This is a genomic window from Kitasatospora sp. LaBMicrA B282 (assembly GCF_050325825.1).
Taxonomy (GTDB): Bacteria; Actinomycetota; Actinomycetes; order Streptomycetales; family Streptomycetaceae; genus Kitasatospora.
Genome location: NZ_JBNQTI010000033.1, coordinates 31,176 through 52,762 on the forward strand (window position 1 = coordinate 31,176; position 21,587 = coordinate 52,762).

Here is a 21,587-nt window from a genome sequence, read left to right on the forward strand (position 1 = left end):
CCCTGCCCGGCTACGGGCAGCCCATCTCGTGGTCCTGGTCGTAGCCGACGTCGTAGTCCCAGTTGAGGCGGTCCTCGGCGGCCCACAACTCGGCATCGAACTGCTCGCAGTGGTGTCGGGCTCGTGTCGACGGGCTGTCGTGGATGCCGCGTTCCGGCTGTCCGTCGGGCCGGCCGGCCGGGGACTGGATGCGGTTGCCGATGCTCATGGCCTTGTCCTTTCGGGCTTCCTGCCGGGTCAGGGCGTGTGCGGTGGATTCTCCCCACAAGAACCAGAGTAACTCCAGAAGTGTAGTTGCTCCAGTTTTCTGGCAAGTCGCGTTAGGGTGGAACCCATGCCAGCGACGACAGCCGCAGACCGGCCCGCCCCCGGGCGCCCGTCCAAGCGGGAGCGGACCCGCCGGGCCATCAGCGACGCCGCGTTCCGCCTCTTCGCCGAGCGCGGGTTCGAAGCGGTGCGACTGGCCGAGGTCGCCGAAGTCGCCGGGGTGGCACCCGCCACCCTCTACGCGCACTTCGCGACCAAGGAGGACGTCTTCTTCGCCCGTCGTGACGAGTTCAGTGACGGGATCCCGGAGGCGGTCGCCCGGGCCGGCGACGTCCGAGCCCTGCTCGGTGGCCTGGAGCGGTTCCACCGGCAGGCGGTGGCCCGCGTGCTCGACGACGGAGTGCTCGAGCAGAGCCGCACCTTCGCCCGCACCCTGCTGAGCAGCCCCGCGCTCCTCCAGGCGTACGGAGCCCTGGAGCGTGAACGCCGGCTGACCCTGGAACGCTCGCTGGCGATCGCGCCGCAGCGGACGGGGCTCGCCGCCGTCGAGCACCCGGTGTTCGCCGCGCTCGCCACGGCCGCCGCGAACACCGTCCTGGACACCATGCACCGGCTCCTGGCGGACGGAGCGGCGGCACCGGAGCTGCGGGCGGAGGTCGAGCGGACGCTGACGACGGCCTTCGGGCGCCTCACCCGCGCCTACGAGGACTCCGGGCACGGCGGGTAGGGCGGTGCCCACGGATGTGCAGCGGTCCGGCGGATCAACGGCCGCAAGGCGAACAACGCGCATGTGAAAGGCGGTAACACCATGACCTCGGCACGAGCAGCCGAAGTGTTCGACAACCTGGTCTTCGCCCATCTGGCGACCTACTACGACGTGAGCTCGCTGGAGGCCGTCGTGCGCACGATGGAAGCCGGTGGCCTCGGTACGGAGGCGGCGTCCTGGGTGCGGGACACCGCGAACCTGCCGGTCACCCCGGAGCAGATCGCGGATGTCCTACCTCCCTGGCTCCTGCGCAAGGCGGCCGACTCGTTGGGGCTGGACACGCAGGAAGCGGCCCGATCCCTCGCAGCCGAGTTGCCGGGCTATGTCGACGAGCGGACGCCTCTCGGTGAACTGCCGCGGCCGTGAGGTCGACGGGGTACCGGCGACCGCCGGCCGGCGGAGCCCGTCACCCCGTTTTCGGGGTCACACCGTCCGGCAGCTTATGATCGGTCCTTGGGCCTGCGGACCTGATCCCGAGCTCACCAGGTGCGGAGAGGCGTCACCCGGCCTGTTGCCGATGCGTACCCGAGGAATCACGTGAGCTCCCAACTGTCCGTCTCCGTCCAGCAGGTCCTCTCCGAGGCCGGCCGCCGACGGACCTTCGCCGTGATCAGCCACCCGGACGCGGGCAAGTCCACGCTGACCGAGGCGCTGGCGCTGCACGCGCGGGCGATCACCTCGGCCGGCGCGGTGCACGCCAAGGGTGCCCGACGCGGCGTGACCAGCGACTGGATGGAGCTGGAACGCGAGCGCGGCATCTCGGTGACTTCCGCCGCGCTGCAGTTCGGCCACCGCGACCACGTGATGAACCTGGTCGACACCCCCGGCCACGCCGACTTCTCCGAGGACACCTACCGGGTGCTCGCCGCCGTCGACTGCGCGATCATGCTGGTCGACGCGGCCAAGGGCCTGGAGGAGCAGACCCGCAAGCTCTTCTCGGTCTGCCGCCATCGTGGCGTCCCCGTGATCACCTTCATCAACAAGTGGGACCGGCGCGGTCGGGATGCGCTCACCCTGCTCGAGGACATCGAGACGCACCTCGGGATCACCCCCGTCCCGGTCGTCTGGCCGGTCGGCAACGCCGGCAACCTGCGCGGTCTGGTCGAAGCCGGGAACACCGAGCAGATGCTGCGCTACACCAAGGTGCCGGCCGGCACGCACGCCGCGCTCGAGGAGCGGCTCAGCTCCGAGGAGGCCACCGAGCAGGAGGGCGAGGCCTGGACGAACGCGCTGGAGGAGCTGGAGCTGGTGCTCTCCTCCGGCCCCGGCTACGACCAGGAGGCCTTCGAGGCCGGCAAGATCAGCCCGGTCTTCTTCGGCGCCGCGCTGACCAACATCGGCGTGAAGCTCCTGCTGGACGCGGTGGTCGACCTCGCGCCGGCGCCCGCGCCCCGCCCGTTGGCCAAGGGCGGCAGCCGCGAGGTCGGCGAGGACTTCTCCGGCCTGGTGTTCAAGATCCAGGCGAACATGGACCCGGCCCATCGCGACCGGATCGCCTTCGTCCGGGTCTGCTCCGGCGTCTTCGAGCGCGGCATGCAGGTCACCCGCGCGGCCAGCGGCCGCTCCTTCGCGTCCAAGTACGCGCACACCGTCTTCGGAGCCGAGCGCACCGTGGTCGACACCGCCTACCCCGGCGACGTGGTCGGCCTGATCAACGCGAGCGCGCTGCGGGTCGGTGACACCCTCTACACCGGCAAGAAGGCCGAGTTCCCCGCGCTGCCCGCCTTCGCCCCCGAGTACTTCGCGGTGGCCCGGCCCAAGGACATCAGCCGTTCCAAGCAGTTCCGCAAGGGTGTCGCCCAGCTCGACGAGGAGGGCGTGATCCAGGTGCTGGTCTCCGACCGGCGCGGCGACCAGGCCCCGGTCATGGCGGCGGTCGGGCCGATGCAGTTCGACGTGGTCCTGCACCGGATGGAGCACGAGTTCTCCTCCCCGATCACCCTCGACCGGCTCTCCTACCGCCTGGCCCGGATCACCGACGCCGACGGTGCCGCAGCCCTGGCCAAGGCCCGCCTGACCGACGGCGAGGTGCTCACCCGCCGCTCGGACGACGTGCTGCTGGCCCTGTTCGCCGACAAGTGGCACCTGAGCGCCTTCCAGCGCGCCCAGCCCGACATCCTGCTCCAGCCGCTGATCGCGACGGCGGACTGAGCACCGAGCCTGGCGGTGCGGGGCGTCGCTCGGCACGGCCCCTGTCGCGGGGCCTCCAGCGAGCGACGCCCCTGTGGGTGGCCGCGTCGGCGGACGTCTCGGCGGCGATCCGCCCGGGAGCGGTGACCGGGACGGGCCGTGCTGTCAGAGGAGATGGTGCTGGTTCCGGATCGGTGTCCGGTCGAGTAGTTTGCGTTGGCGGGTGAGTGCCCAGTGTTTCCGACCGAGGCGTGCGATGCGGATGATGATCCGCGACGTGTCCCGCGGCTCCCAAGGCATCACCGAAGGTGGCGACCTGAAGGTGAGCGCCCTGACCACCCCGGGCCCGGCGGTACGGGTCGGGCCCGGCAGCGCCGTCATCCGGGGCGCCGCCTGGGGCCAGGGCTCCTGCACCCAGGCGAACGCCGGCGACTCGGTGGAACCGATCGTACCGACCGGTGCCCAGGAGCGCATCGACCTGATCGTCCTGCGGATCGAGGACCCCGAGTACGAGGGCAACCGCGACCCCGACAAGGACGACATCGGCTACATTCACGCATCCCCGATGTGTCCCGCGGGGCTCTCACCATCCTGCTGGCCTGGGTCTGGCTGCCGCCGAACTGCCAGACCGTCACCATCAACATGATCAACGCCCTGCGCCAGCTCGCGAACCCGCGCCGGGACCGTCACCTCCAGATGATGCCCTTCTCCTGGAAGTGCCGCAGTGGCTCACTACCGCCAACGTCGTCACCACCCTGACCGGCCTGCGCGTGGTCGGCGACACGTACATCGGCTTCCGCAACGCCTACGCCGGCCGCCCGCTGAACGAGTTCCGGATCGACACCGACACCATCTCCAGCGTCTCCAGGACCAGCCAGATCTGCGCCGACGCGGTCACCGTTCTCCCTGACCACCGCGGTACCAAGCAGGAGCTGCGCCTGCAAGCCGGCCTCTACGCCCAGGTCAAGGGCGGGTGTGACGTGAACGGCTCCACCGCGCTGGTCAGCGATGTCGAGTTCATCAAAGGGGCCTGGTAGAAGTGCCCGGCCTGTACCGCTACTTCACCACCCATGCCTTCACCGGCGAACAGCCGAGCACCGATCTTCCCCTCGCCGACGTCGAGTTCGGCCCTGAACTCAATGGGCCAGGGCGCTTCACCGGCACGCTGAGCCCGCGCTTGCCCGGCCTAGACATGCGCCAGCTGGATGCGGGCACGGTGCCGCTGTGTGCCGAGCGCGCCGACCAGCTGCTATGGGGCGGGCTGCTGTGGCACGCCGAGCCTGACGGTGACCGCTACCCGATCGAGGCCGCCGGCTTCTCCTCCTACCTTGGCAAGCGGTACGACCTGCACGGCAACCTCGCCGGACGCGGCCCCTACCCCGGAACGGACCCGTGCCGGGTGATCGCGGACGTGTGGGCGTACTGCCAGTCCCAGCCCGACGGTGACCTCGGTGTCCTCCTTGACCAGCCGCCCGGTGGTAGCCCGGGACGGCTTGGCACTACTGAGCAGCCCTACGCCATCAAGGAGTGGGAGACCCCCACGCTCGCCAATGTCGTCCGAGAGGCCGCTGGCACGGACGGCGGCCCGTAATGGACGGAGCGGGTCCCCCGCACGCCGGACGGCCACCTGGAGCGCCGCGTCGTCCTGGCCTCACCCCGACTCGGCACCCGCCGCCCGGACCTAGTCTTCGCCACCGGCGTCAACATCACCGACACCCCCACCGCGGCAGCCGACGGCGACCAGTACGCCCAAGTCCTCATCGCGCTCGGCGCCGGCGACGGCTCCGCGAAAGTCCGCACCGTGAACGCCGTCCGCGACGGGCGACTGCGCCGGGAGGCCGTCCTGGACCGGCCGTCTGTCAGCGACCCAGGCACGCTGTCAGCACTCGCCCGCGCCGAGCGGATCCGCCGCGCCCAGCTCGCACAGGTCACCGAGATCACCATCTATGACCACCCCGCCGCACCGATCGGCTCCTGGCAAATCGGAGACGACGTACGCGTGCAAGTCCACGATCAGTGGATCGACTTCGACGGCTGGCGCCGCATCGTTGCCTGGACCCTCCAGCCCTACGGCCGCAACGGGCAGGAGCAAGCTGCCCTCCACCTTACCAATTCTCATAGCAGTTGAGGAATGAGTGGTCAATATTAGGAAGCAGAGAACTCGGCCCAGACGTCGAATTCGATGGCGGCTTCAGATTTTCGTCAGAGCTCTCACGCTCGCGGACCTCAATGAGCCACTGAAGCAGGTTGATCACTATCTGGATCCTGCCCTACGGTGGTTGCCGCCTCGGCTGCATTTAGACGCGTGCCTACATCGGGGGCAGAGTTCGCCTGCAGGCCGCATCACCATGTGTGGGCGATACAGGACCGTGCTAAGGGAGTGTTCAGGTTGGCTAGTCCAACGGATCCCAGCTTCCATTGTCCCGTAGCGGCAGTCCTGGAATTTTCAGTTCTCCAGCGATCTGGGCTACCAGCCAGTCTGGGACATTTTGGTCGTACTCTTCCCACTGGCCCCATTGCCTAAACCAGACCCCAATCCCCCAGGCCCCGTTTCCCTGTGGAACGAGGAAGCATGCGTCTCCCTCCTCGGTAATTGCCCACTGGACCATGCCACCGGCGATTGGGTAGAGGTCATGGGGGATAAAATCTGGCACTAGCCGCTGGTAGCCAGGGCTGAGTTCTGCGATGACCTCGGCCATTGCTCCGTTGATGGATTGGGGGTGAAAGACCTCCATGAAGGCACCGATTTCCCCGGGTCCATATGCGGAGACAAATTCTTTATAGGATGCGGGAAGGGTTCCTGATATGGCCTCTATGTCTGCCCAGGCGGTGACATCCGAGTAGTTCCGTGGGGGGCCAAATATGGTCTCAAGGCTAGGGACTTCCGGCACGTGGGATCAGCCCTCTCTGATGGATGGTGTGCGTTACGCTATGCGGTCGCTCTCTGAAGGCGTCATGTGCGCGTACGGTGGCTCTTTCGCACGGGATAGCCTCACTGGCAACGGGTGCAAGCTTCGACCGTCGGCCGGATCATACACCCAGATGCCGCGGTCTGGGGTGCCCTGCTAGGAATTGCTGCAATGTGCCGCACTTTCATCTGCGTCAGGAATGTTTTTTATTTCACAAGTGTCGACCAGGTCTCCGCTGGCCTCAAAGTCAATCGCACTGGGTATCCTGGGATCACTTCCATCATAAATGGGAACAACCTCGATAGTGACGGCTCCCCCCCGCTCTAGCTCGCCCCATACTCGTTTCTCAATGGTGTCGAACATGAGCTGATTTGCCTTCTGGTACATAGGTACGAAATTCCGCACATCATTTCCAGAGCCCCCGTAGACCGAGGCAATGAGGTGTCCGCGGGCGCGGATCCGGGCGCTCCCTAGTGCCCTGAAGCCATCAGGGTCTACGGACGGGTCAATTCTGCCGTAGCGAATGTCAGAATTTGTCAAATGTGCGTACGCACCCGTGGCCCTGCACTGGCCTGGCATCCCCGGGGCCTCTTCGAGGGGCTTGTAGACATATTTCATGTCATTTGTTGAGCCGAATTCATTGCTCTTGCATGGATCTGACTGAGGCTGGTTCTGGCCTGATGGGATGGTGACTGGCGGGTTTGGCACTGAAGCGATAGTCGCTGGTTGGTTGGAGCCAGTCGTGGCGGGGTTTCCGGCTATCCCCTGCTGGGTGGCACCCATCTGGGGCCCGTTGAGCGGGGTGCCTGGCTGGGCAGGGGTCGTGCAGTGAGCGCCGCAAGGGACCGGCTGCAGCTTGTGGGGGTCGATTCGCGGCGGAGACGGTGGGGTCTGGCGGTTCCGCGGCGGAGGCGGGGAGGCGGGGTGGGTGGTCTTGCAGCTGCTGTAGCCGGCGGCCCTGGCGAATAGCGACTGGTAAATGACCGCTGGGGCCATTTCGTCGTCAGGGTTGGCGAGATCGGTGTCGTCTGATTCCATTTCTGCGCCGCTGAGGCTCAGATTCAGGAAATCGTTTTGCATTTGGTAGCGGGCGGCAAATGCTTGATTGAGCACATCCGCGACCACTTGTTCCTGGTGCCTTTCGTTGTCCACCATGGACTGGTAATTGGTTCCTTCGGACTCCATGTGGCTCATGTAGTCGGCCCACTGGTTGTAGAGCTCGGGGTTGTACACGACCCCGCCGTGGGTGTGGTGCCAGTCCGATTCGAGAACGGTGTCGTCACTCTGGCCGTTGTCACCCGGATCAGCCGCCGCAGCACCCGCGGAGCCCCCGCCGCCGCCTCCACCGCCTCCACCGCCTCCACCGCCCCCACCGCCGCCTCCGCAGATCGCGCCGTGGCCGCTGGGGTCGATGTAGGTCAGAGGGTTGTCGTTGGCGTAGGCGTAGCGGTTGGCGTTGACGGTGCTGGTTGCCGGCTGGTTGGCGGTGTCGCGGCTGGTGAAGTCGGCGGTGGTGGGGTCGTACCAGCGGCTGGCGGTGTTGACCTGGCCGGTGGTGGGGTCGGTCCAGCCGCCTTGGTATCCGAGGTGGTTGGTGGTGCCGATGGTGGCGGTGGGCTTGCCCCAGGGGTCGAAGGCGTTGGAGCCGGTGACGCTGGTGGCGGTTGGGGTGAAGGTGCCCACGAGGTTGTTGTGAAGGTCGCTGAAGGCGATGGTTGCGGTGGTTCCGTTACCGATGGCCATGAGGCCGCCGGAGGGAGTACGGGTGTACTTCTCGGTGCCGTCGGAGGTGAGGGTGCTGCTCGTGGCGTCGTAGCTGAAGTTGTGGCCGTTACTGCCTGTGAGGCGGCCGAGGGCGTCGTAGGTGTAGCTCTGGGTGCCTTCGGTGGCTTGGTCGTCGAAGGCGTCGTAGGTGGCTGCGGTGGTGCTCATGCCGGTGATGGCGGAGGACCTGGTCCCGCGGGCCGTGTAGGTGTAGGTGGTGTTGCCGGCTGTGGTGAGTTGGTTGCGCTGGTTGTACGTGGCCGCGGTCTGGCCGTTGTTGGTGAGGTTGCCGTTGCCGTCGTAGGCGTAGCTGGTGGTTGCGGTGCCGTTGTTCCAGCTGTTGAGGCGGCCGGCGCCGTCGTAGGTGTAGGTGTCGTTGGTGGCGCCTGAGAGTCCGTTGGTGGTTTCGGTCTTGAGACGGCCTGATGGGTAGTACGTGTAATTGATTGCCGCGACGGTGGAGCCTGTGGTGCCGCTGACGGTATCGCTGGTGATGTGGCCCTGGTCGTCGTAGGTGTAGCTGCGGGTGTCGCCGCCGGTGCCGTACTGGATGGTGTTGACCTGGCCGGCGGGTGTGTAGGTGTAGGTGGCTGCGGTGCCGGTTTGCGGGTCGCTGAGGGTCTTCAGTTCGCCGGCGCCGTCGTAGGTGAAGCCGGTGGTGCCCGCCGCGTCGGTACGGTTGGTCAGCAGGCCGTCAGGGTTGTAGGCGTAGGTGGCGGTGCCGAGCGGGCCGGAGGCGCTGGTGATGTAGCCGCGGTCCTCGTAGGTGTAGCTCTGGGTGCCTTGAGGGGTGGAGAGAGTGGCGATGCGGCCGTCGGCGTCGTAGGTGAGGTTCCTCGTCGTCGTCGGTGCTTCAGCTCCGGTGCCTGCCTGGTTGGTGAGCCGGTGCAGCGGGTCGTAGCTGTTGGTGATCTTGATGCCGCCGGGTTCGGCGAGGGTGACGTCTTCGCCGAGTGCGTCGTAAGTGGTGGTGTAGGTGCGGTCGGCGAGGTTGGGGTAGGCGGAGGTGGCCGGTTCGATGGTGGACTCGGGCAGGCCGAGGCTGTTGAAGGTGTAGTAGGTGGTGTTGTTGTTGCCGTCGGTGTAGGCCGTGCGGTTGCCAGCGGCGTCGTAGCCGAAGCTGGTGGGGATGTTCTTGCCGTTTCCAGCCGGTTGAACCTGGCCGATGGGCCGGTCCAGGGGGTCGAAAGTGGCGGTGTCGGTGTTGCCGTCCGGGTCGGTATTGGACAGCGCGTTCCCGTCGGCGTCGAACGTGGTGGCTCCGCTGGCCAGTACTGCGCCGGCTGCCGAGAGCTGGGTGAAGCCGATGGGTCGGCCAGCCTGGTCGTAGGTGGTCTTGGTAGAGGGGCCGGAGGATCCGCTGGCGCCCGGGAGTGTGACCTGGGTGGGCTGGCCAGCCAGGTTGTAGCTCGTCGCGGTGGTCCGCTGAAGGCCGTCGGTGATCGCGGTGCGCTCGCCTGCGGCGTCGTAGGTGGCAGTGGCCTTCTCCCCACCAGCCGTCAGCGTCTGGGTGCGGTTGCTAGCGTCGTCGTAGCTGAAGGTGCTGGTGTAGAGCGCAGCGGCCTGGTTGGGGATGCGGACCTGCCGACTGAGGGTGATGGCGCGGCCGAGGTCGTCGAAGGTGGAGTATGTGACGGCGCCAGTGGGGTCGGTGATGGACAGCGGCTCGCCGTCGAGGTCGTATGTGGACAGGAGGCTTGATGTGGTGCCATTGACGGCGGGCAGGTCGGTCTCGACGGGGTTGCCGAGTTGGTCGTACTTGCTGGTGGTGACGTTGCCCTTGGGGTCGGTGACCTTGGCCGGGCGGCCCATCGGGTCGTAGTCGGTCTGGGTGACCGCGGTGAAGGTGCTGGTTCCGTCGGGGGTGGTGTAGCTGTTGTCGGCGATGGATAGGTGTTCGCCAGCGGTGTCGAAGGTGTGGGTGGTGGTGGTGATGTTGCCGTCGGGGTCCTTGGACTCGGTCGGCTCGCCGAAGGTGTTGTAGCCGGTGCGGGTTTCGGGGGTGGAGGCGGGCAGGGTGACAGGCTGGCCGGTGGTGGTGTTGAAGGTGGTGGTGGCCACCGGCGGGGCGTCGGTGATGGCGAGTTGGCCGGCCGGGTCGTGGAAGTAGCTGGTGGTGTAGTTGGCCGGGGTGGCGCCGGTGGCGTTGCCGTCCGGGCTGATGGTGGTCAGCGGTAGGCCGCGTTGGTCGTAGGTGTGGGTGGTGACCGAGTTGGCGGGGGTGTTGACGACGGTGGCGGTGAGGAGGTCGCCGGCGGTGTCGTAGGTGTCGTCGGTTTCGCGGGTGGTGGTGCCGTCGGTGAGCTTGCTGGTGAGGACGTCGTCGGCGGCGTCGTAGGTCTGGGTGGTGGTGCGGTTCAGGCCGCCCGGGTCGACGGTGGTGCTGGCGGCGCGGCTGGCGGCGTCGTAGGTGTTGACGACGGTGGTCTTGCCGCCGCCGGTGATCCGCTGGGTGAGCTCGCCTGCGGCGTCGTAGGTGTTCTGCTGGAGGACGATGTTGCGGGTGGTGCCGTCGTACTGGCCGGTGGTGGGGTTGAAGTTGTGGAAGGCGTCGAGGTCGATCTCGGCGACGGTGTTGTCGTCGTTGTAGTAGGTGTGGGTGGTGCGGCCCATCGCGTCGGTGTCGGTGGCCAGGCGGCCGGCCGGGTCGTAGGCGCGGGAGTCCAGCACCTGCCAGTGGGAGGCGACCGGGTTGTTGGGGTTGCCGGTGTAGTTGGCGATGGCGGTCTGCTGGAGCCAGCCCTGCGGGCTGTAGGTGTACTGGTAGTTGGTGCCCGCGGGGTCGGTCTTGGTGGCGGTGTGGCCGTAGACGTCGTAGGTGTAGGTGGTCTTGCTGCCCGCGGGGTCGGTGACCTGCCAGAGGCGGTCCATGCTGCTGTAGTAGGCCCACGTAGTGCTGCGGGGCTTGTCACCGCCGGTGGTGTCGGAGACGGTCTGGCTGGTCTTCTCGCCGTCCACGTCGTAGGTGTAGGCGGTCTGCGGGGTGTGGATGGTGCCGGTGACCGCATCCGTGGTGGCCGGGTCGGTCTCGGTGAGCGGGTTGCCCTGGCCGTCCCACGTGTAGCTGGTCGTCGTGGTGGTGGCGGTCTGGCCCTGGCCGCAGTTGTTGCAGGTCTCCGTCTTGCTCAGTTCGCGACCGAGGTTGTCGTACGTGAAGGTGGTGGTCAGGCCCAGCGGGCTGACGTCCTTGGTGAGATTACCGAGCGCATCATAGGAGTCCTGGCTCTCCTGGCTCGCCGGCACGCCGCTCGCTTGCCCGTAAGCCGAGGTGTCGACGGTGTTGGTGACGGCTGCGGTCAGGCCGGACGGCTCGGTGCCGCTGGTGGTTGCTGCCTCGGTGCCGGCCGTGTAGCTGGTGTACGTGGTGCGGCCCTTGGGGAAGTCGGGCGTTGCCGGGGTGGTGGTGGAGGTCAGCTGGCCGGCCGGGTTGTAGGTGTAGGTGGTGCGGTAAGTGGTGTCGCTGGGGCCCGAGGAGCGCGCGTCACTGGAGGTCAGCGGCTTGTCGTTGAGCGGGTTGAGCGGGTTGCTGGTGTCCAGGTAGTACGTCGCGTAGCTGGTCTGGCAGCTGGACGGACTCTGGCAGGTGGTTCGGGAGACTACGTTGCCGCGCGCGTCGTGGCCGGTGGTGACGGCGTGTCCGTCGGCGTCGGCGACGGTGTAGAGGAATCCGTTGGTGTCGTAGGTGTAGCGGGTGGTGTTGCCGGAGGCGTCCGCGTAGGCGGTGAGCTTGGCGGTGTTGGTGTCGTACGTGTAGGTGAGGGTGTTGCCGGTGGGGTCGGTGACGGTGGTGGTGGTCACCGGGACGGGGCCACCGGCGATGCTCATGGCGTGGTAGTGACCGGATGCCTGGGCGGCGCTCAGGCGGGAGGGGTAGTAGGAGACCTCGGCGATCTGCCCGGTGAAGTAGCTGTTGCCGGCCTGTGGCCAGCCCTGGTTGTTTCCGCCGCCGACGTACACGTACGGGGTGCCGTTGTAGGACAGCTGGCCGGTGCCCGAGACGGAGGCGGCCTGGTTGCCGTCGAGGTAGAGGGCCTGGCCGGAACTGTCGGCGGTCAGCATGACCTGGTGCCAGCGGCCGTCGGTCACGCTCGGGCTCTGGCTGGTGGACATGACGTTACCCACTCCGGCCCAGAACTTGCCGTAGACCTTGCCGTCACTGCCCACGTACAGGGCCGGGTTCCAGGACTGTCCGCTGCTGCCGATCGGGGTGTCCTGGTAGCTGTAGAGGACGCCCGAGGTGGTGGTCTTGAACCACAGCTCGATCGATGCCGGGCCCTGAGTGGGGGCCGCGTTGGAGGGCAGTTGCAGTGCGGAGTTGGTGCCGTTGAAGGTGGCCGAGGTCTGCGCCGGGTCGCCGGCGGGCCCGCCGGCGCCCAGGGTGGTGCTGGTGTAGTTGCCGGAGCTGGGGTCGGGCAGGGCGGTGCCGAGTTCGTCCTGCGCGTATGCCGAGCCTGTGGGGTCGTTCAGGCGCCAGTAGCCGATCGGGCTGTCCTGGATCAGCAGGGTGCGGAAGGCACTGGCGGCGTCCAGGCCGGTGCCGCCGTTGGCGGTGGTGGCCAACTGGTTGAGGTTGCTGATCGCGGAGGGCGCCAGGGCGTAGCGGTAGAGGGCGAAGTCGGCGATGGAGCCGTTGAAGTGGCCGCTGGTGTCGGTGGGTGCGCTGGGCCAGCCGCCCTGCACGTTGCCGGCGCCCAGGTAGGCGTAGCCGTTGCCGTTGTAGGAGATGGTGCCGGTGATGGGGCTGCCGGTGGCCTGGCCGTCGAGGTAGAGCTGTTGGGTGGTGCCGGCGGCGGTCAGGACGGCGTAGTGCCAGTTGCCGTCGTCAACCTTGGTGCCTGAGACGGCGTTGTTCGGGTTGCCGGTCCACAACTCGCCGTGGAGCATGTGGTCGGTGCCGACGTACAGGGCCGGGTTCCAGGCGTTGGTCATACCGCTCTGGCCGCCGCCGGTGTTGCCCAGCGGGTAGTCCTGGAATGCGTAGAGGACGCCGGGGGCGGTGGTCTTGAACCACAGCGAGATGGTGGCATCGCTGCCGGCTGGGGGTTGGGCCTTGGGCGGGAGCTGGATGTAGGAGGTGGTGCCGTTGAACGTGGTTCCGGTCGAGGTTCCGGAGGCCCACGGTCCCGGAGCGCAGCAGGTGGTGTTGTTGTCGGTGCCGCGGTTTTGCGCGAGGGCGGCGGAGGAGAGCAGTTCGGTGGCCTGGTTGCCGCTGGCATCATCCAGGCGCCAGTACCCGGAGGGGTGGTTGGAGATGATCGCGGCGTCGTAGGCCGAGGGCGTGTTGGCAGTGACGCCCTGGGCCGCGGTCTGGGTGCTGGCCTGGGTGAACAGGGCCGAGACCGTAGCCGCGGTCAGACCGTGCGGGAAGAGCGCGGTGTCGGCGATCTGTCCGCTGAAGTGCCCCGACGGCGTGCTGCCTGCGTTGAGCCAGCCGGTGGAGGTGCCCGCACCCAGGTACAGGTAGTGGTTGCCGTTGGGGCTGATCGTGCCGGTCAGCGGCCCGGCCACGGCCTGGCCGTCCAGGTAGAGAGTTTGGCTGGTGGCGGTGTCACCCGAGAGCACCGCGAAGTGCCACTTGCCGTCGTTCACCGCCTTCCCCGAGGACATGGGGTTGCCCGAGCCGGCCCAGAACTTGCCGTAGAGCTGGCCATCCGTGCCGACATACAGGGCCGGGTTCCACATCTGCGCGGTGCTGCCGATCGGCGCGTCCTGGTAGCCCAGGATCGTTCCGGCGGTCGTGGTCTTGAACCAGACCGCGATGGCGGCCGGGCCCTGGGTGGGGATCATCGATGACGGCAGTTGCACCGAGGAGGTGGCGCCGTCGAACGTCGCCGACCCGCCCGAGCCCGTCATCGGCCCGGCCGCGCTGAGCGTCACGTTCGCGTAGGTACCGTTGTCCGGGGCCGGACGCGGGGTGTAGATCTCGTTGGCGGCCTGCGTCCCGGCACTGTCGGACAGGCGCCAATAACCCGAGGGGGTCGATCCCATCACCTGACCGCGGTACTCCTGCGCCGAACCGGACACCGACGGCGCGTTGAGCGTCCACCCCTTGCCGCCGTTGGCGTCGGTCACGTTCTGGACCCGGTCGTTGACCGTGTCGTAGGAGACCGTCACCGAGGACTGCGTGCTCGCCAGCTTCGGCGACTTCACGGCGGTGAGCTCGGTGGAGGGGTTGCCTGCCTGGTAGATCGCGGCCGCGGCAGGTGCACCCAGGGCGTGGTCGTAGACCGCGACCTCGGCGATCTGGCCCTTGAAGTACGAGTTCCCGCCTGCACCCGCCGCCGGCGCGGCAGGCCACGGAATCCCCTGCGTGTACCCGGCACCGATGTACGTCATCGTCTGGTCGAGCGAGTCGACCGCACCCGGAACCGACCCGACCGCGGTCCCGTCCAGGTACAGCGTCTGGCCCGCACCCGACGCCGACAGCAGCGCGTAGTGCCAGCCACCATCGGTCACCGCACTCTTCGTATAGGTGATCGGCGCGAAGCCGACACCCGGACCGTACAGCTCACCACGCAGGAGCCCGTCCGTACCCACGTACAGGATCGGACTCGCGTGCGAGGGTGCCTGCGACAGCGTGCTGTTCTGGTACTCCGCCAGCACGCCCTGGGTCGTGGTCTTGAACCACAACCCGATCGCCGCGTAGCTGTTGCGCAGCTGTCCGCTGGGCAGCTGCACCGCGGACGTGGAGCCGTCGAACGTGGCCGCCGTCGCGGAGGACCCCGGGGCCGCACCAGCCGATCCCAGCGTCACACCGGGTGCACCCAGCGTCACGCCACCCTGGTACTGCGCGTTGTCGTTACCCTCGTGCGCGATCACCTGGCTGGCCGCGGTCGTCCCGGAGGACTCGCCGAGGCGCCAGTAGGAGGTCGGGCCGGCATCCAGCGTCGCCGTGCGCAGGTGCAAGCCGGCCGTGTAGGAGTACGTGGTGCACGAGGGAGTCGAGTTGCCGCCGGTGGGCGGTGCGCACACCTGGTCCAGCTCGTCGGGGTTCGTCGAGTTGTAGGTGTAGGTCCAGGTCAGCGCCGTGGTCGGATCGGTGCCCGAGACCGGGTCCGTGGCCACCGACGCCACGTGCAGGTGGCCGGCGGTGGTGTTCCAGGTGAAGTGCAGGGCGCGCCCGGAGACGGCGTCTGTGACCGTCGTGAGCTGGCCGGAGCTGTTGTAGGTGAGGTTCTGTGCGTGCCCGGAGGCGTCCTTCACCTGGTTCAGCGCGTACCAGGTGCCGTTGATCAGGGTGGTGAAGGTGTACTGGGTGCCGTCCTTGGCCATCAGTACGAATCCGCCGCTGGACGGTGCGGTGAGCGTCTCGTACTCACCAGGCGCGGGGGTGTAGGTGATGCTGCCGGGCTGACTCTGCCCCAGCCGCTCGGCACGCCCCGCAGCGTCGGTAAGGACCACCGAGTTCGAGCCGTCGTTGTCCGGCTGCACCCGCATGTCGAACGCCGAGCTCCAGCCCGCGCCGAACAGCAGGTTCGTCCGCGGATCCAGGGAGTTGTAGGACCGGGTGACGGCCAGCGTGGGGCCGACCGCCTTCACCGTCGCGTCGGTGTCGCTGGTCGTGTAGTTGCCGACCTGCGGATCGAAGGTGTGGCCCTGCCCGTCGTTCGCAGACGAGCCGAGGTGCGAAGTGATCGGAGGCTGCTGCACCGCCGTACTGAAGCTGTAGCTGACCCCTGCCCAGGCCCCCGCCTGGCCGTCATTCACTCCCGCCGTCCACGTGTAGGTGCTGTTCCAGGACAGGATCCCCGCTGGTACCTGCCACGTCTGGCTGGCGATCGCACTCGCCGACGCGATCTGCTGGCCCGCAGAGTTCGACACGGTGAAGTAATAAGTCAACCCGTTGCCCGGGTAGTTGTCCGGATCATGCCCTGTCGCAGAGAGCTGTGGCGTCAGGGTGCCAAGGACAGAGTTCGACAGCGGCGTCATCGTGTCGACCTGCGGTGCGACGTTGGCCGCGGCAACCCACGTGCAATTGCCGAGAGGAATATTGTAGTTGTCGAGGAGCGAGACGGTCCCGCTGACATAGCCGTCCCAGCACATCTGGTACGACGTTCCGGGGCGGAACGCGGGGATGGTTGCGTTGAACGTCACCGACTGACCGGTCTGGACGGGCGTGGCGTATCCGGGAACGCCGGTCTTCGGCGCGTTCCCCGCCGGCCACTGCTCGTGCCAGTTGGCGTCGTAGAAGCGCGGGCCCACCTGCATGGTGGAGGAGTTCCACCAGTTCGCCGACAGGTTGGTCAACGTGACCTGCTGAGAACCCGTGGCAAGAGCGGTCGACGGCGTGTAGTTCGCCGGAACCGAGTAACTGACGGCCCAGTCCGCATAGGTGAGCTTCAGGACCGGCGGGTAGCTGGTGTTGACACTGTCGAACTGCTTCCACGCCTGGACGTCGCTGGCGTCGGAGGTCAGGGCAAGACCGAAGTTCGGGTACGGATCGTGCGTCCAGCCATTGATCACCTGCGAACCGGGAGACGAGGCGGCGTCACCCAGATCGAACGGCACGGCAACCGGGGAGCCGGGGCAGCCTTTGACGTTGCTGTTGGGTGCGGTGAATGTGGCGGAGCCGATGACTGTCGAACTGAACGACACTTGCGAGGAGCTGGTGACAGAGGCCGGGTCCCAGGATGAGGTGATCGGATGAACGTCGACCTCGCGTGGCTGGCATCCGCCGCTCCAGATGGCGTTCATGTCGAGCTCGGCCTTCTGGATGTACTCACCCTTGAGGCTGGAGCTGACCGAGTCGAAGACGACATAACTGACATTTGTGTCAGCGCCGCCGTTGTAGCTGCCGGTCTTCAGGTTCTGCTCACCCGAGTGGTTCGACGGGTAGCCCGTCGAAACATAGGTGGAGCGCGTGGCGTTGGCCTGCGTCGATGAGGGGTCGACCTTGACCGGGAAGACGCGCTTGGGATCCTTGAGCCAGGAGGCATCGAGAATCATCTGCAGCGCGGGACCACCAACAGTGTTGACGATCTGGTAGCTGACGTTGTCCGAGTGTGCGCCGTCACCGGACTTCGGGTCGATCGCCGAGTCTTCCATGAAGCCGTGCGGGATCGTCATCCGCACCTGCCCTGCGGCATCCGTGAACTGGACATCACCCGCGCTGCTGACAGTGGGAGTCAGGCCCTTGAGGGACAGAGGGAAGGTCCAGACCGTGGGTGCGTTGGTGTCGTGGAGGACGAGTGACTCCTTGATTCCCTGCGCCAGGGCGTTGTAGACGACGTCCGTGCTCGGCATGGCGCCCGGGTAGGTCAGGGTGTCCGCCTTGGCGACCCCGGACACGTTGCCGGCCCCCTGCAAGCTGTAGGAGATCTCGTGGTCGGCGTCGAAGGTCCAGTCGATCAGTGCGGGGGCGTTCGCAGCGGCCGCGAAGCTCAGCTTCTGATCGTTCGCAGCCTCCGTCCAGCGGCCACCGGACCCCAGGGTGAGCCCGGTGTCGATGTCCGCCCAGGTGCCGTCAGGCTTCTTGTAGTGCACCGGCCGAGGGAAGACCGTCATGGTCTTGGTCCCGTCCGGGTTCTGGAAAACCGAGGTCGTCGCGCTCCGCTGGGAGGTCACCTCCGTCGAGCCCTTCTCCGGCGGAGCCTCCGTCCAGGCCTTCGGGTCTCCATTGGGGCTCGGCGCGGTGGCCTGGGCGGCCGTCTTCGGCTGCGCCTGCTCGGCGATGGCGGCGACGGACGCACCGACACCTCCGGCGACTCCCACGGGACGGCGATCGCCGGAATCATCGCCGGGACGGGCGGGCCGACCAACGGTCAGGGGATGCTCGGCCTCGCGCCGGCCGCGAAGATCCTGCCCGTCCGGGTCACCACCACCAACCAGGTGACACCCGAAACCCTCGCCCAGGGAATCGTCTGGGCCACCGACCACGGTGCTCAGGTCATCAACGTCTCCATGGGATCACCGAGCCCCGACGCCCTGCTCCAGAAAGCCGTCAACTACGCCCTCGGCAAGAACATCGTGGTCGTCTCCTCCGCCGGTAACGACGGCCAGGGTGAGAACCAGCCGATGTATCCGGCCGCCTACCCCGGCGTGCTCTCCGTCTCCGGTATTGACGAAGCCGGAGCCTTCTGGGCACCGAGCGAGTCGGGCCGCGGGATCTCCATCGCCGCCCCGGCCGCCGACATCTACTCGACGAACGACCAGAACCAGTACGTCCGAGCCGACGGGACCAGCTACGCTGCCGCCTACGTCTCCGCAGCCGCAGCTCTCCTGCGCAGCCATGAACCGAACCTGACGGCAGGCCAGATCGTCAGGCGCATCATCACCACCACCAGCCGACACCATGACAGCCCGGACTCCAAGCTCGGCTACGGCGAGCTCAACCCGCTGGCAGCCCTGAGCGCGACCAACAATCCCGGTGCCCCGGACAACCCGCTCCTGACGGCCCCACCTGCCGCTCACGCCTCCAACGACTCGTTCGGGGTCACCCCCCTTGTGGTAGCGGTAACCGTTGTTGGTGCGCTTCTTGCGGCAGGCGCCGTGCTCCTCACTCGCCGTCGCCGGGCTGAGGACCCCCGTCCGGTGTCATCAACCGTCAAGGCGGGACGAGCGCCTCAAGACACCAAGCGGAAGGGCCAGTCCGGCAAAGCTCAGCGGCGGAAGCCAACCAGGCGCTCCCACTGATCAACGGCCAACCCGACCTCAAGGACCCACCATGCTTCTCCGTCGACCGCGCGGCCGTGTTCTCGTTCTGGTCGCCCTGGCAGGAGTCAGTGTTGCGGCTGCGCTCACAGCAGTTCTGCTCCTGTCCGGAACGGGGCATCACGTGTCACCGCCTCCCAAGGTCGTTGCCGCGGACTACTCGGGACGCGCAACCGCCTGCCTTGCCAGCGACACTGCTACCGCCGGCGCCAGCAACGAGGTCCAGCAGGTCTGGTCGGCGATGCAGCACGCGTCCGCGGGCAAGAACGTTCAGCAGCTCATCCAACCCGTGTCGAACGCCGACCAGGCGCTGCCCTACCTCGGCTCCCTGATCAGCCAGCACTGCGACCTGATCGTCACGATCGGACCGGCCTTCGGGCAGGCCGTTCCCACCACGGCCAAGGCCGTCCCCACCGCACGCTTCACCGCGGTCGACTCCACGCTCACCAGCACCCCACCCGGCGTCACTCTGCTGACCGGCGCACAGGCGAGCGACCAGGTCCCGCAACAGATCGAAGCCCTGCAGCGCGACACGGGCACCCACTCGTGACACCAGTGCTTCACTTCAGACCCACCGTCGAGGCTGGGTGAGCTTGATCAAGGTGGCGTCCCGCGGCGGCGGTACGGGGCTGGTGGGGGTCCGTCAGCTTTTCCGTACGTCGCCGGGCTGCGCCTCCAGCAGTGCACGCACACCGTCCACTACCTCACCGACGGTCTCCCACAGCTGCATGTGCTTGTCGATGATCTCGACCCCGAAGGCCTCCTCGATCTCCCCGAACGTCTCCAGCTCGGTCGCGGAGTCCAGGAGCAGGTCTGCGTACAGCTTGCTGTCACGCGAGATCTCCGAGACCCGCAGGTACATGACGTGGGCGATGATCTCGGCCACCTCCCGGAAGACCTCGTCCTCGGTCGGGCGGAGCTTCGAGCGGCCGATCGATGCCAGGACCCAGAGCGCGTGGATCTCGGCCTGGACCTCCCGTACGGTCAGTCCGGGAGCGCGTGAGGCGAGGATCTCGATCAAGGCGTCCACCACCTCCCAGGCCGGCAGGCGCGGCTCGGTGAAGGCGTCGTGCAGGCGGGTGCGGGAGATGGTCCGTCCCACCCACTCGCTCATGGTTCCCAGGCTCGGCTGGCCGGCCTGGAGGTGGAGGGCGTGCAACGCCCCGTTCAGGTCCTGCAGTCGCCCTGGGGGCAGCGCCGGTTTGCGCAGCCGTCCGTGCTCTCCCATGGTCTGACGGTTCCTCCCGTCCGGATCTGTGGTCGGGCGTGGGAATTCGTCCGACGCCCCTGGCTCCTGACACAACCTGAGGTCCTGCCGCAGTCCACCGGCCCGGGGACTGCCCGTCACTGTGGAGGGACCTCGTGCACGCATGTCACTCGACCTGGAAGAAGGCTGTCAAGCCGTTCGCTCGAATCGCCCTGCGCGGCCTGGTGTACGGCGCGGCCGTCGCGGCGGGCGGGGCGGCGGTCAGTGCGCTGGTGGTGTGGCTCCAGCGGTGAGTGGAGGGCACGCGAGAGGCCCGGACGGCCTGGTCCGGGCCTGGGTGGGTGGTGCGGGGGTCAGTCCCGACGGTCGACGACCAGGACCTCGAACTCCTCCAGGGCGATGACGTTCAGTGGCGTCTGCTCAGCCGCCTTGGCCCTGGCGGTGGCCTGCACGCTGCGGGAGGCGACCAGGGCCTCGCGGTTGGCCCACAGGGTGCCGAGGGAGCCCATGCCGGTGCGGCGGTCGGCGAGCAGTGCAGCGCCGACGAAGCCCGGGGCGGCCTCCAGGCCGGGGATTCCGGTGGCCCGGAACAGCTCGGCCATCCGGTCGATGGTGTCCGGCGGGACCTGGAAGCGCCCGAGGCGGAAGCCCGCGCCCGGCTCGACCCGCGGGCTCGGCGTGTAGGCCAGCGCCTCCAGGGTCATCACCGCGGTGGTCGCGGCGAAGGGCGCCAGGAGTTCCGTCCGACGCTGCTGCAGGTGCTCGTTGCTGGACTGGGCGTGCTCGAGGGTGTCCCACCAGCTGCCCATGGCGATCTTGCCGAGCTCACGGTCGGCGAAGAGCCCGTAGCCGCGGTAGCCGGGCTGGTCGGAGAGCCGCTTGACGGCTTCCACCAGCAGCCCGTCCAGGGCCTGGTCGATCTTGGCCGGGTCGCCCGTCACATAGGCGGTGCGTACGTACATGGCCGGCCTCCCATCCTTTCTCGGGGTACCTGTTTACGACGCTCCTCCGATGGGCTCGGCGGTGCAAGCCCGACCCGGCCGGCAGGTCACCGCGTGAGGTGGTCCAGGAGGAGGTCCAGTCCGGCGGCGAGTTCGGCCTTCGGGTCGTGGTCGGTGAGCAGGGTGGCCACGGCGCGCAGGCGGGGGTACTGCTCGGCGGGGAGGCGGTGCAGGCCGAGGCGGAGCAGCGGCTCGGGCTCGTCAGGGTTGTCGATCACCTGGCGTTTGTCCACCAGCAGGTAGCCGAGCACCCAGCCGACGACCGCGCGGTAGAGGCGCAGGGTGGCGGGGTCGTCGAGGCTGGCCTGGGTGAGCAGGGTCAGCACGCGCTCGTTGAGGCGGAGCATGGGGGTCGGGCGGCGGGCCAGCGGGAGGCTGAGCGGGCGGGTGGCGACCAGCGGGAAGACCGCGGGGTGGGCTTCGGCGACCTGGTAGAAGGCGTACGCGATGCGGTGCAGTTCGGCGCGCCAGTCGGTGCCGCCCGCAGGTGCCCGGTCGGTGTCGCCCGCGGGTGCCGGTTCGGGGTGGACGGCTTCGTTCACCTCGGCGGCTTCGTTCACCTCGGCGTTCACCTCGGCGTAGAAGGCCTCGATCATCCCGTCGAGCAGGGCCTGCTTGCCGTCGGCGTAGCGGTAGAGGGCCATCGGTTCCACCCCGAGGTCCTCGGCCAGGCTGCGCATGGTGAGCGCGCCCAGGCCGTCGCGGTCGGCGAGGGCGATCGCGGCGCGCAGGACCAGCGGCCGGCTGAGTCGGCCCCGGGTGCTGGGGGATTCCACTGCTGCCTCCCGAGCGGGTCTTGACGGCGGCCGGTGTGGCGGAGAGGCTGTAAGTATACAAGCGACATTTACCCCATATGCGTAGACATTACGCATATGGCATATCCTCAGTACACA

The 21,587-nt window shown here is 67.8% G+C and carries 15 protein-coding genes; 10 read left to right on the forward strand and 5 right to left on the reverse strand.

Features of this window, described 5'->3' with window-relative positions; genetic code table 11:
- Window positions 1-10: 10 nt before the first annotated feature.
- Window positions 11-208 carry a hypothetical protein gene (locus ACQRUO_RS12310; protein WP_428315866.1) on the reverse strand — a complete coding sequence of 66 codons (198 nt, stop codon included), beginning with the start codon at window positions 206-208 and terminating at the stop codon, window positions 11-13.
- 126 nt (window positions 209-334) lie between these two features.
- Between ACQRUO_RS12310 and ACQRUO_RS12315 the strand changes: the two genes are divergently transcribed.
- The 7 genes from ACQRUO_RS12315 (at window position 335) to ACQRUO_RS12345 (ending at window position 5,291) form a co-directional block, all read left to right on the forward strand.
- The gene (locus ACQRUO_RS12315; protein WP_428315867.1) at window positions 335-994 is read left to right on the forward strand and encodes a TetR/AcrR family transcriptional regulator; all 660 of its coding nucleotides are present in this window, start codon (window positions 335-337) and stop codon (window positions 992-994) included.
- An 81-nt stretch (window positions 995-1,075) separates the two neighbouring features.
- A complete protein-coding gene (locus tag ACQRUO_RS12320; RefSeq protein WP_428315868.1) occupies window positions 1,076-1,399 on the forward strand; it encodes a YidB family protein in 324 nt (107 codons plus the stop codon).
- 171 nt (window positions 1,400-1,570) lie between these two features.
- Entirely contained in the window at window positions 1,571-3,184 is a 1,614-nt protein-coding gene (locus tag ACQRUO_RS12325; protein WP_428315869.1) for a peptide chain release factor 3, read from the forward strand.
- Window positions 3,185-3,419: 235 nt separating this feature from the next.
- The gene (locus ACQRUO_RS12330; RefSeq protein ID WP_428315870.1) at window positions 3,420-3,809 is read left to right on the forward strand and encodes a hypothetical protein; all 390 of its coding nucleotides are present in this window, start codon (window positions 3,420-3,422) and stop codon (window positions 3,807-3,809) included.
- A gap of 70 nt (window positions 3,810-3,879) precedes the next feature.
- Window positions 3,880-4,200 carry a hypothetical protein gene (locus ACQRUO_RS12335; protein ID WP_428315871.1) on the forward strand — a complete coding sequence of 107 codons (321 nt, stop codon included), beginning with the start codon at window positions 3,880-3,882 and terminating at the stop codon, window positions 4,198-4,200.
- 2 nt (window positions 4,201-4,202) lie between these two features.
- Window positions 4,203-4,754 carry a hypothetical protein gene (locus ACQRUO_RS12340; protein WP_428315872.1) on the forward strand — a complete coding sequence of 184 codons (552 nt, stop codon included), beginning with the start codon at window positions 4,203-4,205 and terminating at the stop codon, window positions 4,752-4,754.
- A 210-nt stretch (window positions 4,755-4,964) separates the two neighbouring features.
- Window positions 4,965-5,291: a hypothetical protein gene (locus ACQRUO_RS12345; protein WP_428315873.1), complete on the forward strand. Its 327-nt coding sequence runs from the start codon at window positions 4,965-4,967 to the stop codon at window positions 5,289-5,291.
- A 937-nt stretch (window positions 5,292-6,228) separates the two neighbouring features.
- Here the strand turns inward: ACQRUO_RS12345 and ACQRUO_RS12350 are convergent.
- The gene (locus ACQRUO_RS12350) at window positions 6,229-17,340 is read right to left on the reverse strand and encodes a LamG-like jellyroll fold domain-containing protein (protein ID WP_428315874.1); all 11,112 of its coding nucleotides are present in this window, start codon (window positions 17,338-17,340) and stop codon (window positions 6,229-6,231) included.
- On the opposite strand from ACQRUO_RS12350, the gene ACQRUO_RS12355 reads away from it, so the two are divergent.
- Complete coding sequence (locus ACQRUO_RS12355; RefSeq protein WP_428315875.1) at window positions 17,314-18,468, forward strand: S8 family serine peptidase; 1,155 nt, start codon at window positions 17,314-17,316, stop codon at window positions 18,466-18,468. The two genes, ACQRUO_RS12350 and ACQRUO_RS12355, sit on opposite strands and share 27 nt — an antisense overlap.
- A gap of 142 nt (window positions 18,469-18,610) precedes the next feature.
- Entirely contained in the window at window positions 18,611-19,036 is a 426-nt protein-coding gene (locus ACQRUO_RS12360) for a hypothetical protein (protein WP_428315876.1), read from the forward strand.
- A 93-nt stretch (window positions 19,037-19,129) separates the two neighbouring features.
- Here the strand turns inward: ACQRUO_RS12360 and ACQRUO_RS12365 are convergent, their stop codons facing one another.
- Window positions 19,130-19,714, reverse strand: coding sequence for an acyl carrier protein (locus ACQRUO_RS12365; RefSeq protein WP_428315877.1), 585 nt, complete (start codon window positions 19,712-19,714; stop codon window positions 19,130-19,132).
- Window positions 19,715-19,848: 134 nt separating this feature from the next.
- Between ACQRUO_RS12365 and ACQRUO_RS12370 the strand changes: the two genes are divergently transcribed.
- On the forward strand, window positions 19,849-19,986 hold the full coding sequence (locus tag ACQRUO_RS12370) for a hypothetical protein (RefSeq protein ID WP_428315878.1): 138 nt from the start codon (window positions 19,849-19,851) through the stop codon (window positions 19,984-19,986).
- A gap of 60 nt (window positions 19,987-20,046) precedes the next feature.
- On the opposite strand, the gene ACQRUO_RS12375 is transcribed toward ACQRUO_RS12370, so the two are convergent.
- Both ACQRUO_RS12375 and ACQRUO_RS12380 read right to left on the reverse strand, forming a co-directional pair.
- Window positions 20,047-20,655, reverse strand: a complete 609-nt coding sequence (locus ACQRUO_RS12375) for a hypothetical protein (protein ID WP_428315879.1) — start codon at window positions 20,653-20,655, stop codon at window positions 20,047-20,049.
- Window positions 20,656-20,741: 86 nt separating this feature from the next.
- Window positions 20,742-21,470 (reverse strand): TetR/AcrR family transcriptional regulator, encoded by a 729-nt coding sequence (locus ACQRUO_RS12380; protein ID WP_428315880.1) that lies wholly within the window; start codon window positions 21,468-21,470, stop codon window positions 20,742-20,744.
- Between the last annotated feature and the right edge of the window lie 117 nt (window positions 21,471-21,587).